Annotated in this window: 14 protein-coding genes; 6 read left to right on the top strand and 8 right to left on the bottom strand. The window is 64.8% G+C overall.

What is annotated here, in order from left to right; genetic code table 11:
* Positions 1 to 23 precede the first annotated feature (23 nt).
* Entirely contained in the window at positions 24 to 500 is a 477-nt protein-coding gene (locus PanNE5_RS11595) for a nitrate reductase associated protein (RefSeq protein WP_017232958.1), read from the top strand.
* 14 nt (positions 501 to 514) lie between these two features.
* Here the strand turns inward: PanNE5_RS11595 and garD are convergent, their stop codons facing one another.
* Entirely contained in the window at positions 515 to 2,122 is a 1,608-nt protein-coding gene (garD, locus tag PanNE5_RS11590; protein WP_261939837.1) for a galactarate dehydratase, read from the bottom strand.
* A 386-nt stretch (positions 2,123 to 2,508) separates the two neighbouring features.
* Between garD and kdgD the strand changes: the two genes are divergently transcribed.
* Entirely contained in the window at positions 2,509 to 3,420 is a 912-nt protein-coding gene (gene kdgD, locus PanNE5_RS11585; RefSeq protein ID WP_017232956.1) for a 5-dehydro-4-deoxyglucarate dehydratase, read from the top strand.
* Between the two features lie 11 nt (positions 3,421 to 3,431).
* Positions 3,432 to 5,006, top strand: a complete 1,575-nt coding sequence (locus tag PanNE5_RS11580) for an aldehyde dehydrogenase (NADP(+)) (protein WP_261939781.1) — start codon at positions 3,432 to 3,434, stop codon at positions 5,004 to 5,006.
* Between the two features lie 102 nt (positions 5,007 to 5,108).
* On the opposite strand, the gene PanNE5_RS11575 is transcribed toward PanNE5_RS11580, so the two are convergent.
* From PanNE5_RS11575 to PanNE5_RS11545, 7 genes are all read right to left on the bottom strand, one after another.
* Positions 5,109 to 6,098 (bottom strand): anti-sigma factor, encoded by a 990-nt coding sequence (locus PanNE5_RS11575; RefSeq protein WP_261939780.1) that lies wholly within the window; start codon positions 6,096 to 6,098, stop codon positions 5,109 to 5,111.
* A complete protein-coding gene (locus PanNE5_RS11570) occupies positions 6,098 to 6,661 on the bottom strand; it encodes an RNA polymerase sigma factor (RefSeq protein WP_017232543.1) in 564 nt (187 codons plus the stop codon). The genes PanNE5_RS11575 and PanNE5_RS11570 overlap by 1 nt, the downstream gene beginning before the upstream one ends.
* A gap of 176 nt (positions 6,662 to 6,837) precedes the next feature.
* The gene (locus PanNE5_RS11565; RefSeq protein WP_017232542.1) at positions 6,838 to 7,230 is read right to left on the bottom strand and encodes a hypothetical protein; all 393 of its coding nucleotides are present in this window, start codon (positions 7,228 to 7,230) and stop codon (positions 6,838 to 6,840) included.
* A 217-nt stretch (positions 7,231 to 7,447) separates the two neighbouring features.
* Positions 7,448 to 8,290, bottom strand: coding sequence for an ABC transporter permease (locus PanNE5_RS11560; protein ID WP_232424539.1), 843 nt, complete (start codon positions 8,288 to 8,290; stop codon positions 7,448 to 7,450).
* Positions 8,291 to 8,400: 110 nt separating this feature from the next.
* Positions 8,401 to 9,285: an ABC transporter permease gene (locus tag PanNE5_RS11555; protein WP_150562559.1), complete on the bottom strand. Its 885-nt coding sequence runs from the start codon at positions 9,283 to 9,285 to the stop codon at positions 8,401 to 8,403.
* Positions 9,282 to 10,364 (bottom strand): ABC transporter ATP-binding protein, encoded by a 1,083-nt coding sequence (locus PanNE5_RS11550; protein WP_017232539.1) that lies wholly within the window; start codon positions 10,362 to 10,364, stop codon positions 9,282 to 9,284. Before PanNE5_RS11550 ends, PanNE5_RS11555 begins: the two co-directional genes overlap by 4 nt.
* A gap of 21 nt (positions 10,365 to 10,385) precedes the next feature.
* Positions 10,386 to 11,561: an ABC transporter substrate-binding protein gene (locus PanNE5_RS11545; protein ID WP_017232538.1), complete on the bottom strand. Its 1,176-nt coding sequence runs from the start codon at positions 11,559 to 11,561 to the stop codon at positions 10,386 to 10,388.
* A 311-nt stretch (positions 11,562 to 11,872) separates the two neighbouring features.
* Between PanNE5_RS11545 and PanNE5_RS11540 the strand changes: the two genes are divergently transcribed.
* From PanNE5_RS11540 to PanNE5_RS11530, 3 genes are all read left to right on the top strand, one after another.
* Complete coding sequence (locus tag PanNE5_RS11540; RefSeq protein ID WP_017232537.1) at positions 11,873 to 13,156, top strand: glucarate dehydratase family protein; 1,284 nt, start codon at positions 11,873 to 11,875, stop codon at positions 13,154 to 13,156.
* A gap of 81 nt (positions 13,157 to 13,237) precedes the next feature.
* Entirely contained in the window at positions 13,238 to 14,398 is a 1,161-nt protein-coding gene (locus PanNE5_RS11535; protein WP_017232536.1) for a porin, read from the top strand.
* 237 nt (positions 14,399 to 14,635) lie between these two features.
* The gene (locus PanNE5_RS11530) at positions 14,636 to 15,382 is read left to right on the top strand and encodes a FadR/GntR family transcriptional regulator (RefSeq protein WP_017232535.1); all 747 of its coding nucleotides are present in this window, start codon (positions 14,636 to 14,638) and stop codon (positions 15,380 to 15,382) included.
* The last annotated feature ends 69 nt before the right edge of the window (positions 15,383 to 15,451 follow it).

Genomic DNA, 15,451 nt, shown 5'->3' with positions numbered 1-15,451 from the left:
CTGCGCCCCGGGGAGTGACTCTCATGCATCTTTATCAGCGTCTGCCGATCTTCGTTTTCGAGATCGAAGCCTGCGAGAACCTGACATTCATCACGATGGCGATTCGCTTCAATCTGGATCGCAACGGTCAACATCTATCGTTGGCCGACTGGCAACGCTTGCCCGAAGCGGCGCGCGAGGCGCTGGCCTCATGCAGGCCCGGCGACGAGGACTTTGCCGCGCGTCTCGACGAGATGGCGAGCCAGTATCTCGGGCAAGCGGTGGCGCGCAGCGTCGACCCTGCGCCGACCGCCTGGCAGGATACGAACGCGTTGCCGCCGGGACTGCTCAAGCAGTGCGAACTGGCCGATCTGCTGCCGCCCGCGGTGGGCGACTGGGCCACGCTCACGCCGTTCCGTCGCTATGTGCTCGCGAAGCTCTCGCGGCGCGACACGCTCAATCATTGCTTTGTCCCGGCCATGCTCGAGTTCGGGCTGGCGCAAACGCCAGCCGATCTCTGAAGTGCGCCTCCGGGTCAGGTCACGGGCGCCGGGTTGAAGAGGACGAGCGCGTTGTGCAGGCCCCAGCGTTCCGCCCAGGTCTTCTCGCCGCTCGCCACGGCGAGCATCAGGTGAAAGAGCTGCCAGCCGACGTCTTCGATGGTGGCTTCGCCCGTGGCGATGCGCCCGGCGTCGACATCCATCAGGTCATGCCAGCGACGGGCCAGATCGGAGCGCGTCGCCACCTTGACGACGGGCACCTCGGCCAGCCCGTAAGGCGTGCCGCGTCCGGTCGTGAAGACGTGCATGTTGATCCCCGCCGCGAGTTGCAGCGTGCCGCAGATGAAATCGCTCGCTGGCGTGGCGGCGTAAATCAGCCCGCGCTGGCGCGAGCGATCAAGCTTCGCCCCCGGCGCGATCACGCCGTGAATCGGCCCCGTGCCGGACTTCACGATCGACCCCATCGCCTTTTCCACGATGTTCGACAACCCGCCGCGCTTGTTGCCCGGCGTGGTGTTGGCGCTGCGGTCGACGCGGCCGCGCTCGAGATAGGCGTCGTACCAGGCCATCTCGCGAATCATCGCGTCGGCCACTTCCGGGGTCGCCGCGCGTGAGGTGAGTTGATCGATCCCGTCGCGCACCTCGGTGACTTCGGAAAACATGACCGTCGCGCCCGCGCGCACGAGCAAATCCGTGGCGAAGCCCACCGCCGGGTTCGCCGTCACCCCGGAGAACGCGTCACTGCCGCCGCACTGCACGCCCACCACCAGCTCCGACGCCGGCACCGTCTCGCGCTGGCGCGCATTGAGCCGCTCCAGATGCGTGCGCGCCGTTGCCAGGATCGAATCGATCATCGACAGGAAGCCAACGTGCGCGTCGTCTTGCAGACAGACGGTATCGGGCTTGCCATCCGCATTGGCGCTGCCGATCGGAATACTGCCCGCCGGCAAGAGGCGCTCGGGCTGAAGCTTCTCGCAACCGAGACTCACGACCATCACTTCGCCGCCGAAATTCGGGTTCGTGGAGATGTTGCGCAGCGTGCGGATCGGCACGTCGGCGTCCGGCGCATCGATGGCCACGCCGCAGCCGTAGGTGTGTTCCAGCCCGACAACGTCGTCGACGTTCGGATACTGAGGCAGCAACGTCTCCTTGATCCGCTTGACGGCAAATTCGACCACGCCGGCCACGCACTGCACCGTGGTCGTGATCGCCAGAATGTTGCGGGTACCGACCGAGCCGTCGGCGTTGCGATAGCCCTGAAACGTGAAGCCCTCGAGCGGCGGCAGTGACGCGGGCACCCGTGTGCTGATCGGCAGGCGATCCAGCGAAGGCGCCTCGGGCATGACCAGATTGCGCTCGTTGACCCAGCTGCCTGCGGGCAGCGCGCGCGCCGCATAGCCGATCACCACACCGTAGCGAATCACCGGCGCGCCTTCGGCCAGATCGGTCAGCGCGACCTTATGCCCCTGCGGCACGGCGTCCACGAGCGTTAGCCCGTCGGCAAACCGGCGACCGGCGGGCAAACCGCCGTCGTTCACGACGATGGCGACATTGTCGTCCGGCTGCATCCGAATATAGCGCGGCACATCCTTCGTCCCAGACCCGGCTTCACCCGCGGCGTCCGTGCGCCCCGCGTCCGTCATTGATGCCATGTTGCTCACTCCTTCCTGTTTTCCGATGAGATGCGGCGCCTGCACGGGTTCACACATGCGATACGCCATCGACGCTGAAGACTCTCTCGGCCAGCGCGCATAACGGCGTCGAATTTCGACGTTGTCGCGCATGCCGTCACTCATGTGTCATCATACATCTAGATTTGCGCTGTGCGTACCCCTCAAGTCTGCGGGATAAATCGGGGAAATCCCCCTTCCATGCTTTGTACGGGTTAATCCCACTGCCATTCTTTCCAACAGCCTCTTGTTCGATTTCGCCACATGTTATACGATGACATATAACTCAGCGCCGCGCGCTGGTTGAGCTTCTTTCTTCCTTATCGAAACCGGCCCCGTGGCCGACAGGAACTCTTGACATGACCGCACCTCAAGAACTCAAGCAGATCGTCTCCGACGGCTTGTTGTCTTTCCCCGTCACCGACTTCGACGCGAACGGCGACTTCAATGCGCGTGGTTACGCGGCCCGACTTGAGTGGCTGGCGCCGTTCGGTGCGACGGCGCTCTTCGCGGCGGGCGGCACGGGCGAATTCTTCTCGCTTACCCCGCGCGATTACAGCGCCGTGATCAAGACGGCCGTCGACACCTGCGCAGGCAAGGTGCCGATTCTGGCAGGCGCCGGCGGCCCGACGCGTCTGGCTATCGAATACGCTCAGGAAGCCGAGCGTCTTGGCGCCAAGGGCGTGCTGCTCATGCCCCACTACCTGACCGAAGCGAGCCTGGACGGGATCGCCGCTCACGTCGAACAGGTCTGCCGTTCGGTCAACATCGGCGTGATCGTCTACAACCGCGCCAATTCGAAGCTCGGCGCCGACCAACTCGAGCGTCTCGCCGAGACGTGCCCGAACCTGATCGGCTTCAAGGACGGCGTGGGCGACATCGAGCGCATGGTGCAGATCCGTCGCCGCATGGGCGACCGCTTCTCCTATCTGGGTGGGCTGCCGACGGCCGAAGTCTATGCCGCCGCCTACCGCGCGCTGGGCGTGCCGGTGTACTCGTCGGCGGTCTTCAACTTCATTCCGAAGACGGCCATGGCGTTCTATCACGCCGTGTGCGAGAACGACGAGGCCACGATCGGCCGCCTGCTCGACACGTTCTTCCTGCCGTACCTGGAAATCCGCAACCGCCGCGCGGGCTACGCCGTGAGTATCGTCAAGGCGGGCGCGAAGCTCGTCGGTCGCGATGCCGGCCCGGTGCGCGCGCCGCTGACCGACCTGCTGCCGAACGAACTCGAGATGCTCGACGCGCTGATCAAGAAGGTTGAAGGCTAAGGAGCCCACGCATGCAAATTACCGGTGAGATGTTGATCGGCCACGCCGACGTGCGGGGCAGCGCGGGAACGCTCGAAGCGTTCGACCCGTCGCGCGGCGAGCCGCTGACGCCCGCGTTCGGCGCGGGCAACGCGCAAGACGTCGAACGCGCTTGCGCGCTGGCTCGCGCCGCGTTCGACCCGTTCCGCGCGTTGCCGCTCGCCAAGCGTGCCGAGTTCCTGGAGGCCGTCGCCCAGGCCATTCTCGATCTGGGCGACGCGCTCATCGAGCGTGCGCATGCGGAGACCGGATTGCCTGCCGCCCGCCTGCAAGGCGAGCGTGGGCGCACCGTTGGCCAACTGCGCATGTTCGCCCGCGTGGTGCGTGACGGCCACTTCCTCGACGCCACCGTCGACCCGGCGCAGCCGGCGCGCGAGCCGCTGCCGCGCAGCGACTTGCGTCTGGCCAAGATCGGTCTCGGTCCCGTGGCCGTGTTCGGCGCGAGCAACTTCCCGCTGGCGTTTTCGGTGGCGGGCGGCGACACGGCATCGGCGTTTGCCGCGGGTTGCCCGGTGATCGTCAAGGCACATTCGGCGCACCTGGGAACGTCGGAACTCGTGGCCCGCGCCATCCGCTCAGCGGTGCAGGCACTTGGCCTGCCGGAAGGGGTGTTCTCGCTGCTCGTGGGCGAACGCGCCGTGGGCGAGGCGCTCGTTGCGCATCCGGCGATTGCCGCCGTGGGCTTTACCGGTTCGCGCACCGGCGGCCTCGCGCTCCAGCGCATTGCGCAGTCGCGTGCCGTACCGATTCCGGTCTATGCCGAAATGAGCAGTATCAATCCGGTGTATTTGCTGCCTGAGGCGCTGAACGCGCGCGGCGAAGCGATCGCCAAGGGGTTCGTCGACTCGCTCACGATGGGCGTCGGTCAGTTCTGCACCAACCCGGGGATGGTGCTGGGCATCGCGGGCGACGCGCTCGAGCGCTTCTGCCGCACGGCTACTGAAGCGCTCGGTGCGAAAGCCGCCGGCACGATGCTGACGCAGGGCATTCATCAGGCGTACGACAAGGGTGTGACGCGACTGGTCGACGAACCGAACGTGACGCTGCTCGCGCGCGGTCAGGCGGGGGGGGCATGCCAGGGCCAAGCGGCTCTCTTCCGCACGAGCGCCGCCGAATTCCTCGCTACGCCGGCACTGCATGAGGAAGTCTTCGGCCCGGCATCGGTCGTGATTGCCTGCGATACCGTCGAAGAGATGATCGCGATCACCGAGCGTCTGGAAGGACAGCTCACGGCGACGCTGCAACTCGACGCCGGCGATACCGAGGCGGCGCGCCGCTTGCTGCCGAGTCTGGAGCGTCGCGCCGGACGCATTCTCGCCAACGGCTTCCCGACCGGCGTCGAGGTGTGTCATGCGATGGTCCACGGCGGTCCGTTCCCGGCGACGTCGAACGCCATGTTCACGTCGGTGGGCGCCACGGCCATCGATCGGTTCCTGCGTCCGGTCTGCTATCAGGATCTGCCCGACACGCTGTTGCCCGAAGCCCTGCAGGAAGCCAATCCGCTCGGCCTGTGGCGACTTCGCGACGGTGAGATGTCGCAGGCATGACACGCAGGCTCAACGCGTAGCGAACGACATTGCCGCAACGACAAACGCCCTCGGATTTCGATCCGAGGGTGTTTTGTCTTGGATACAGGGCAGCGGTCGCGGCTACGACGCCACATCCCCTCGCGCAAGCGCCGGCGGCGTCACCAGACCATACAGTCGCGTGACCTGTCCCTGCGCCAGCCCCTTCGCCACCGCCTTCAGATTGATCGAACCCGGCGCACCGATCAGCGCGTAGCCGATCTGTCCCTTGCGCCACGTCACCACGCCCATCCGGTCGATCTTCTGCTCCGCCACGTCCTGATCCGGACGCGGGTCGCGCACCACGCACAGGGCGACGGGGTCGCCCGTCTCCGGCAGGTACACCATCTGCACCAGCGTTCGATCCTGCCAGCGCAGGCGTTGCACGCCCTTGAACGTCAGCCCCTGTGCGCGCAGGTCGGGAACGCTGATATCGAGATTGTCGTCGTGCCGAATATCGCTGACGGTGCGCGCAATGTCGCCATCGTCCACCCGTACGGACGCGATCGTGTCGCGCACATAGAGCTGCTGGTATTCGGCGGCCGCGCGCACCCACGTCGTGCCTTGCGGCGACTTCGGCGGCGCCGTTACCGAGGCCGTCATGAGTCCTCCGTGCCCCGCGCCCAGGCGGTTCAGCGCACCCGGCAACCAGGGCAAGGTGATGGCGGTGACGGCTACGCCAGCGGCAAATGCGGCGAGCAGCCACCCCGCGCGCACGCGGCGTGCGGCGGGCGCATCGTTCGCCGCGGGCGGACCAAGGGATGCATTGACGGATACGGACGCGACGGGCGACGCCGAGCTCAACGGCTTCATGGCATCGGCGCCGTCTTGCGGCGTCTGCCGCTGCGCATGCGCGCGCAGCAATGCATCGAGATGGGCGCTCAGGCTGGCAGGCACGGGCGGGATCACTTGTGCGGCGAACGTCTCCCGATACGGCAGGCGCGACGCGCGCAACGCCTCGACCGCGTCGGCCAATTCGGGCGACGCGCCGATGGCCGCTTCGACCTCGGCCCGCTCGGCAGCGGGGAGTGTGTCGTCGACGTACGCGAGCAGGCGGATATCGTCTTCGTTCATCACGCATCCTCCTCACGTGCGCCGGCGTCAGGGCCGACGTTGTCGGCACGGCGGGGTTGCCCCCTGGATTGACGGAACTGGTCGCCGACGGTTCGGCGTGCGCGAGACAAGCGGCTCATGACCGTACCGATGGGCACGTCGAGCACCAGCGCGGCCTCCTGGTAGCTCAGCCCTTCGACAGCGACGAGCAGCACCACGAGCCGCTGGGCTTCGGGCAGACGATCGACGGCGCCGAACACCTGATGGTAACTGGCCAGGTCTTCGGGCGTGGACGCCTGAAGATCGGGAATCGCCTCGACGTCGGCATCGTCCCAGGCCAGGCTGCCGCGCGAGCGGACACGACGCGCACGGATCTCGTTGATCCACGTGGTGTGCACGATGCGGTACATCCAGCTCAACGCCGAGGTGCCCGGCTGCCACTGATGCACGCGCTCAAGCGCGTGCAGGCAGGCACGTTGCACGAGATCCTCGGCATCGTGGCGATCGCCTGTAATGCGCAGGGCGAACGCCCAGAGGCGCGGCAGCAAGCCAGGGAGCAAGCTGGGCAAATCCTGACCGGTCATCGGCAAATGTCCTGGCGGAGGGTGCCTGGCGTCAAGCCAGTCCGAAGCAGCGCCGGCGACGACCGCCGACGCTTGCCGCGAAATTATACTGAGCCGCCGCGACTTTGCACTACGCCGCGTGGCCGGCCAGACCGCCAACACCCTTGACTCCCTGTCGGATCTGCGTGCGCTCCCGCTCAGGGCTTGACCACGTGCCACACGTCCTTGAAGCCGTTGCCCTTCATGTCGCCCTGGGCGGTGTCCTTCGAGAAGCGATACATCGGCTTGCCCTTGTAAGCCCATTGCATCGTGCCGTCGTCGCGCGTCACGACGGTGTAATCGCCCTCGGCCTTCGCTCCCGGCGCGGCCATCACGGGCGGCCACGCATCGGCGCACGGGCCGTTACAGGTGCTCTTGCCGCTGCCGGCCACATCTTTGTCGAACGTGTAGACGGTACGGTTCTGGCTATCGACCATCATGCCGCCCATCGCCTTGAGCGGGGCTTCGGCATGGGCAGCGGCAGCGGCGAACAGGCCGGCGGCCGCCACGAGTGCGGTGAGAACGGAGGACATCGATTGACGTTGGTTCATGACATTGGCTCCTGAATGAAATGTCGGGGACGACACTCTCAGAACGCCCGGTCGCGACGCTTTATTCCGTCCGATGTCAGCGATTTTTTTGCTGCGCCGCAATGCAGCGCGGAGCGAAGGAGAGAACAGCGGGGGACGGCAATGCCATGGCAGCGGAAGCGGCAAGTGCCGCACATCCCCCGGACCCTCCCAAGGCGACGGCGGCACTCCCAACGACCTACTCGCCCTTCGGCGCTTCCTTGACGCGGCTCACGAGCTGCGTCGGACTCACGAATTGCAGCGCGATGAGCACCCACAACAGCGTGATCGCCATATAGATCATGGCCATGGCGTCGATCGACTGCGGCGCCCGCACGCCGGTCGAGAACACCGCGTAGTACAGTGCGACGACGAGCGTCTGCGTGTCGGGACCCGCCGTGAAGAACGTCAGCTCGAACATGCCGATGGTGCGTACGAGCACCAGCAACCCGGCCGCGAGAATCCCCGGCACCAGCAGCGGCAGCAAGACGTAGCGGAAATACTTCAGCGTGTTGGCCCCGAAGATGCGCGCGGCGGCTTCGAGATTCGGATCGATCTGCTCGATGAACGGCGTCATCACGAGAATCACAAACGGCAGCGACGGCACGAGGTTCGCGAGAATCACCCCCGCGAGCGTGCCCCCCAGCCCGACCTTGTAGAGCACCGTCGCCATCGGAATGCCGTAGGTGACCGGCGGCACCATCAATGGCAGCAGGAACACCAGCATCGCGAGCTTCTTGCCGGGGAACTGCGCACGCGCCAGCGCATACGCCGCAGGCACGCCCAGCGCAATCGACAGCAGCACGACCGCACCCACGACCTCCATGGTGACCCACAGCACATCGGCAAGCTGGAAATCGCGCCATGCCTGTGCGTACCAATGCAGCGTGAAGCCTTGCGGCAGCGGCGTGCCGAACCAGCGGGTGGCCAGCGAGTTCATCGTGACGGTGGCGATCATCAACCCCACGTTCACGAGGAAGAAGATCATCGCGCCCCACACCAGCACACGCCACAGACGCGAGCCCGGTCCTTCACGGCGCATCTTGCGTCGGGTCGTGGGGGCAGCCGCCAGCGAACTCACGGGCGAAGGCGTGGTCATGAAATCTCCGTTTTGCGCGGCCAGGGTTCCGGCCAAATGCTTGTTGGTGGCGCTCATCCCTTGCCTCCCGTGGTCGGGCCGCTATAGAAGGCCCGGCGCGCGCCGAGCATCCCTGCCACGATCAGCAATTGCACGAAGCCCATCACGATCGCCACGCACGACGCCAGCGAGTAGTCGTAGCTCTCGAACGCGGCTTCATACGCTGCGATCGACACCACGCGTGTGGCCCCGGCCGGCACCCCGAGCAGTACCGCCGACGGGAACACCGAGAACGCCTGCACGAACGACAGGCACGCCGCCATCGTCAGTCCCGGCACCAGCAGCGGCAGATAGATCAGCCGGAACTGTTGCCACGGTCCGGCGCCCAGCGTGCCGGCCGCACGCGCGAGCGTCGGATCGATACCCGTTACGTACGACAGAATCAGCAGGAACGCGAACGGGAAACCGGAAATCACCAGCGAGATCAGCACGCCCCAATAGTTGTGCGTCAGGCGGACTTCATCGCTGTAGAGATGCAGCGCATGCAATGCCTGCGGGAACCAGCCGTTCGGTCCATAGTACGTCAGCATGCCGTCGGCGATCAGCACCGTGCCGAGCGTGACGGGCACAACGAGCAGCATCGTCACGAACTTCGACGCGCGCGTGCTCTTGCGCAGCGCGAACGCCGCCGGAATCGACGCGCCGACGTTGATCAACGTGGCCGGCACGGCGAGCTTGAGCGTGATGAGCACCGTCGGCCACAGCGTCGGGTCGGTGAAGAACTTCACGTAGTTCGCGAAGACGCCGCCCTCCATCGGCTGGAAGGACAGGAACAGGCCGTAGGCGAACGGGTACACGAACATCGCGAGCAGGCACACGAGCGCCGGGGCCACGAGCCAGCCACGGCCGTCGAAGCGCGCGGCCGGCGTGAGCGACGGGGAGGACGCGGCGGCACTCATGCGCGCTCTCCGGCGTAGACGAGCGTGCGCTCGACCGGCACGCAAAGTGGCACGCGCTCACCCACGGCATAGTCGCCGGGCAGGCGCGCATACAACGGACCAAAGGGCGACGCCACCCGCAACAACGAATCTCGGCCACCGTATTCGACGGTCTCCACGACCGTATCGAACGCGTTGTCATTGGCGGCCTGTGCACGCTCGAAATCGTCGGGACGAATCGCCACGCTGACCTTGCCCTCGCTGCCGGGCGACTCCATGAGCACGCCGTCGAACGACGCACCACCGCTCGACACACGGGCGCGATCGCCCTGCGCCGACGTGATCGACACGTCGAACACGTTGCGATAGCCCATGAAGCGCGCCACATGCAGATTGCGCGGACGGCAATAAACATCGCGCGGCACACCGATCTGCTGCACGACGCCTTCCTTCATCACCACGATGCGATCGGCCATCGAGAGCGCTTCGTCCTGATCGTGCGTCACGTAGATCGTGGCGCGGTCGAGTTCGCCGTGAATGCGGCGAATCTCGGCGCGCATCTCGATGCGCAACTTCGCATCGAGGTTCGAGAGCGGCTCGTCCATCAGCACGACGGGCGGCTCGATCACGATGGCGCGAGCGATGGCCACGCGCTGCTGCTGCCCGCCGGAGAGCTGGCCCGGCAGCTTGCGCTCGTGCCCCACGAGCTGCACGAGTTGCAAGGCCGCACGGGCCCGCTTCTCGATCTCCGCACGCGGCATGCCGCGCATGCGCAGGCCGAAGCCCACGTTATCGAGCACGCTCATGTGCGGAAACAGCGCGTAGTTCTGAAAGACCATGCCGAAGCCGCGCTTCTCGCTTGGCAGCACGTCAATGCGCTCGTCGTCTAGCCAGATGGCGCCGCCGGTCAGCGGCGTCAGTCCGGCAATACAGTTGAGCGCGGTGGATTTACCGCATCCCGACGGCCCCAGCAGCGCGATGAATTCGCCGCGCTCGATGGTCAGGTCCAGGCCGTTCAAGGCGGCCACGGACTGACCTTCCGCGTTGGTGAAAGCGCGCGCGACGTTGTCGAGGCGCAGGTGTTGAAAGTTGTGCTTCATGGACGACTCCGATCACTCCGGTCACTTCGATTTGCGCGCGCCGATCTCGGCATCCCATTTCTGGAATGCGGCGACCATTGCGGTCGCATCGAGCGGCACGGCATGCGGGAAGTCGGCGATGAGCTTCGCGTATTCCGCACGGCCATACTTCGCAATCACTTCCTGGCTCTTCGCCGGCGCGGCGGACAGCGGCACATCCTTCACGGCGGGGCCCGGGTAGAAGTAGCCGTCGTCGTAGGCGAGCGCCTGTTGCGCAGGCTCGAGCATGAAGTTGATCAGCTTGAGAATGACTTCCATCTTCTCTTTGGCAACGCCCTTGGGCACGACGATGTAATGCGCATCATTGACCCACGTGAACTTGTCGAAGGCCTGCACCTTGAAACTTGCCGGCACGATGCCCAAGGCACGCGGGTTGATGTCCCAACCCGTCATGGTCACGGTCATGTCGCGACTGCCCTCACCCAGTTCCTTCATCACCGCCGACGTGCCGCCCGGGTAATAGGGAATGCACGAGTCGAGTTCCTTCAGGAACGCCCACGTCTTGTCCCAGCCCTTGATCGGATCGTGCGGGTCCTTGTCGCCCAGCAGATACGGCAACCCCATGAGGAATGCGCGGCCCGGGCCCGAGTTGGCCGGACGTGCATAAATCAGCTTTCCCGGATTGGCCTTGCACCACGAGAGCAGCTCGGCGGCTGTCTTCGGCGGATGACTGACCTTGGCCGGGTTGTATTCAATGAGCGGTCCTCCCGGGCTATACGTCACGGTAATACCGTAGCCCTTTGAGAGTTCCTGCATCGCGCGCACGTTAGGCGAGTACTTGTCGAGTACGCCCGGCAGCTTTGCGCTGTCATCAGGCAGCAGACGCTGCCAGAGGTTTTGCTGAATACCGGCGGCAAGCGCATCGGTACCCGTGAGCACGATGTCGATGTCGGAACGACCCGCCGCTTGCATGGCCTTGATCTTGCCCGGCAGTTGTGGAGCGGGCGCGTTGGTAAACGTGATCTTGGAAACAAGATCCGGGTACTTGTCGCGGAAGGCCTCGAAGCCCTTCTGCGTGAGGGCGAGGTTACCCGCCACGTCGACAATGTTCAGCGCGACCGGCGCAGCGGTTGCGGTACTCGCGATGCTTCCCAATACGGTCGCACATGCCAGTGCGCCAAGCGTGCGTTGCCAGAATCCTCTGCGGCTGAAGGTCATGCTGTCTCCTCTTCGTGTTGAATTTCTCGTAAGTCATCATATGACTTGAAAGGTGAATTTGCAATCAGGAGACACGTCGGAACATCTCAGAGATTTCCCTAAGAGATTCCTATTCGATTGATTATTTGTCGAAATTCCGGGGATTTTAGTGGGATCTTTCGATACACATCAGGGATTTCACCGATAGAGAGACGTCCCGTCCGTCACCTAAATTACGGCCAGTCATACGATGACGTAAAAGTAGTCCACAAAACGCAATTTGCGTTTCCGTCCCTTGCCCTGCTCCCCCTGGAGCCGGAGGATGAGTCGCTGTGAAAATTCGCCGCATCACGATCACCCCCATCGCTTTTCGCGACCCACCGTTGCTTAACGCGGCCGGCATTCACGAGCCGTATGCGCTGCGTTCGATCATCGAGATCGAGACCGATAACGGTCACGTGGGCCTCGGCGAAACGTACGGCGACGCGCCAGTGCTGGCGTTGCTTGACAGCACCCGAGCGCACCTGATCGGCATGGATCCGTTCGACACCAACGGCTTGCGCGCGCGCGTCGCGGCGGTAGTGCGTCAGGGCGTGCGCGGTGAGCGCGTGGAATACGAACTCGCGCCGGGCACCGATCCGCGCAAGGACGCCGAGAAGATCTACGCCGCGTTCGAGGTGCCCTTCCTCGATCTGCAGGCGCGTCATCTGGGTATTCCGCTGGTCGAACTGCTCGGCGGCGCAGTCCGTCCCGAGGTGCCTTACAGCGCGTATCTGTTCTTCAAGTACGCGCAGCACATCGACATGCCGGCGACCGGTTATCCGCTCGACCCTTGGGGGGAAACGCTCAACGCCGAACAACTCGTTGCCCAGGCACGCACGATGATCGACGCCCACGGCTTCGGCAGCATCAAGCTCAAGGCCGGGGTGCTCGAACCGTCGGAAGAGGTGAAGTGCATCAAGGCGCTCAAGCGCGCTTTCCCGGACAAGCCGTTGCGCATCGATCCGAATGGCAACTGGTCGCTCGCCACTGCGATCGCAATGGGCCGCGAACTCGCCGGCGATCTCGAGTACTACGAAGATCCGACGCCCACGCTGGAAGGCATGGCGGAACTGCATCGCGCCACGGGCATGCCGCTCGCCACGAACATGGTCGTGACCGACCTGCGGCAGTTCCGCGAGAACGTGCGACTGAATGGTGCGCAGATCATCCTTTCCGACCATCACTACTGGGGCGGATTGCGCGACACCCAACTGCTCGCGCGCATGTGCGAGACGTTCGATCTCGGACTGTCGATGCATTCCAACTCCCACCTCGGCATCAGCTTGATGGCCATGACGCATCTGGCCGCCAGCGTGCCGCGCCTGTCGTACGCCTGCGATACGCATTACCCGTGGCAAGCGCCGGATGAGGAAGTCGTGCGCGGCGGCAAGATCGCCATTCGCAATGGCGCAGTCGCCGTGACGCGGGCCCCTGGGCTGGGTCTCGAGATCGATCAGGACCAGTTGGCCAAGTTGCACGAGCAGTTTCTGCGTTGCGGCGTGCGCACTCGCAACGACGCCATCCAGATGCGCAAATACCAACCCGACTGGAGCGGCCGGGCACCCCGTTTTTAGTCCCCCGTGAGCATGCAACAACGTTTCAAGCGAAGTCCAAGAAAACACACCACAAAAGGAGAAGTCGTGAGACATTCGAAATTGTTTGCCGGGCTCGTATTGGCCGGGCTCGCCGCTGGCGCCGTCCCGGCGTTTGCGCAGTCGAGCGTAACGCTATATGGCATCGTCGACGATGCCATGACGTACAGCAGCAACCAGAACGGCAAGTCGAACACCTATCTGCGCAGCGGCAATCTGGCGGGGAGTCGCTGGGGCCTGCGCGGCACCGAGGATCTGGGCGGTGGCACCAAGGCCTTGTTTCAGTTGGAAAACGGGTTCGACCTCAACAATGGCACACTCGGCGCGTCCGGTTCGATGTTCAATCGTCAAGCCTTCGTCGGCCTGAAGAACGATCGGCTCGGCACGGTTACCATCGGCCGTCAGTACACGCCGTACTACCTGATGGTCGGCACCATCGGCCCGACGACCTACGTGACGGGCGCGACCGGCGCACACCCGGGCGATATCGACGGTCTCGACACCACCATCCGCATCAACAACTCGGTGACCTACACGTCGCCGGTGATGTGGGGCGTGACGGCCAGCCTGCAATACGGCTTTGGCGGACAGGCCGGTGCGTTCAGCAAGGGCAACACTTACTCCGGCGCGCTGCGCTACGACGGTGGCCCGCTCTCGCTGGCCGCCGGCTACCTGCGCCTGAACAACGTGGGCGGCAGCGGGGCGACGTGGAATGGTGCGTCGACCGGCACGCCGGGCACGTCCTCCCTCAACCAGGGCTATGTCACTGCCGATGTGCTGCAACACATCGCCGTGGCCGGTATTTACACGATCGGCAGCGTGACGCTGGGCGCGACTTACAGCAACGTGCAGTACAAGCCGGGCGCGGCGTCGCTCTTCCATGACACCGCCATCTTCAATACCGCGGGCGTGCATGCGTCGTGGGTCGTGTCGCCGCAGTGGCGTCTGGCGGCGGCGTACAGCTACACGGCGGCCTCGAAGGCGAACGGCATCACCGATGCCGCCACCTATCATCAGGTCTCGCTTGCGCAAGTGTATTCGCTCTCGAAGCGCACCTCGCTGTACGCGCTCGAAGCCTGGCAGCACGCCAACGGCAAGTCGCTCTCGGCCAATGCGGCGAGCATCATCAATGCCGGCCCGGCGGTGGGCGACTCGCAGAACAGCACGCCGTCGGCGACGAGTTCGCAGGTGGTCGGCATGCTGGGGATCCGCGTCGATTTCTGACGCGGGTTCGTCCGTAGGAAAGCTGTCCGGGCTGGCGCCGTGCGCGTGCCGGCCCAGGCAGTCATGAGTGGTCGCGAGAAGTCGCACGAGGTGGTACTTTCGGCCGCCAATGCCTGATACCGATTAGGGGGTGGCGTTGGCGGTCGATTCTTATCGGTTGTCGTATGTATGCGACCGGCGATAAGGTAAACTGGGGGCGTTCTGTCGTCACCCAACACTCCAACCAACGCCATGTCCATGACCAGCCCGTTGCCCGCACGTCCTCGCCGCAAGTCTCGCAGCCTCACGGAAGAGGTGGTGAGCGCGTTGTCCGAGCAGATCCGCAGCGGGACGTTCCGCCCGGGCGACAAGCTGCCGACCGAGTCGGCCATCATGGAAAGCCTGGGCGTGAGCCGCACCGTGGTCCGCGAAGCGATCTCGCGACTGCAAGCCGCGCAACTGGTGGAAACGCGCCACGGCATCGGCACCTTCGTGCTCGAAGCGCCGCGCGAGAATTCATTGCAGGTCGACACCAACCGCATCCTCACAATGCTCGACGTGATGGCGATCCTGGAGCTGCGTATTTCGCTGGAAACGGAAGCGGCCGGGCTGGCGGCGAATCGCCGTACCGACACACAGCTCAAGCTGATGCGTCAGGCGCTGGACGACTTCGAGATGCACGTGCGCCAACGCACGGGCAATGCGGTGACGGCCGACGTCGCGTTCCATCTGCAAGTGGCCAACGCTACCGGCAACCGCTATTTCCACGACATTCTCGAGCAGCTCGGCAACACGATCATTCCACGTACGCGCGTGAATTCCGCCGAGCTCGCCGACGACGACCAGGTGTCGTATCTCAATCGCGTGAATCGCGAGCACGAAGACATCTATAACGCCATTGCGCGACACGATCCGGAAGCGGCGCGCGCGGCCATGCGCACGCACCTCACCAACAGCCGCGAGCGTCTGCGTCGCGCGCAGGAATCGGCCGGTCCGCAAGCGTAATGCCGCAGCCCGGCACGCGAGCACAGCGCCTTTGACAGTCGACGTTTGACGGCCGGTTGTGTTTCGCGG

The sequence above is a fragment of the Pandoraea sp. NE5 genome (assembly GCF_024363545.1).
Lineage (GTDB): Bacteria > Pseudomonadota > Gammaproteobacteria > Burkholderiales > Burkholderiaceae > Pandoraea > Pandoraea cepalis.
The sequence above is the reverse complement of the archived record's forward strand: the minus strand, read 5'-3'. Positions and strand labels throughout refer to the sequence as shown.

Coding starts and splice junctions, on each gene's coding strand:
- PanNE5_RS11595 (WP_017232958.1), top strand. CDS start 24: ATGCATCTTTATCAGCGTCTGCCGATCTTCGTTTTCGAGATCGAAGCC.
- garD (WP_261939837.1), bottom strand. CDS start 2,122: ATGACGGACGCGGGGCGCACGGACGCCGCGGGTGAAGCCGGGTCTGGG.
- kdgD (WP_017232956.1), top strand. CDS start 2,509: ATGACCGCACCTCAAGAACTCAAGCAGATCGTCTCCGACGGCTTGTTG.
- PanNE5_RS11580 (WP_261939781.1), top strand. CDS start 3,432: ATGCAAATTACCGGTGAGATGTTGATCGGCCACGCCGACGTGCGGGGC.
- PanNE5_RS11575 (WP_261939780.1), bottom strand. CDS start 6,098: ATGAACGAAGACGATATCCGCCTGCTCGCGTACGTCGACGACACACTC.
- PanNE5_RS11570 (WP_017232543.1), bottom strand. CDS start 6,661: ATGACCGGTCAGGATTTGCCCAGCTTGCTCCCTGGCTTGCTGCCGCGC.
- PanNE5_RS11565 (WP_017232542.1), bottom strand. CDS start 7,230: ATGAACCAACGTCAATCGATGTCCTCCGTTCTCACCGCACTCGTGGCG.
- PanNE5_RS11560 (WP_232424539.1), bottom strand. CDS start 8,290: ATGCGCCGTGAAGGACCGGGCTCGCGTCTGTGGCGTGTGCTGGTGTGG.
- PanNE5_RS11555 (WP_150562559.1), bottom strand. CDS start 9,285: ATGAGTGCCGCCGCGTCCTCCCCGTCGCTCACGCCGGCCGCGCGCTTC.
- PanNE5_RS11550 (WP_017232539.1), bottom strand. CDS start 10,364: ATGAAGCACAACTTTCAACACCTGCGCCTCGACAACGTCGCGCGCGCT.
- PanNE5_RS11545 (WP_017232538.1), bottom strand. CDS start 11,561: ATGACCTTCAGCCGCAGAGGATTCTGGCAACGCACGCTTGGCGCACTG.
- PanNE5_RS11530 (WP_017232535.1), top strand. CDS start 14,636: ATGACCAGCCCGTTGCCCGCACGTCCTCGCCGCAAGTCTCGCAGCCTC.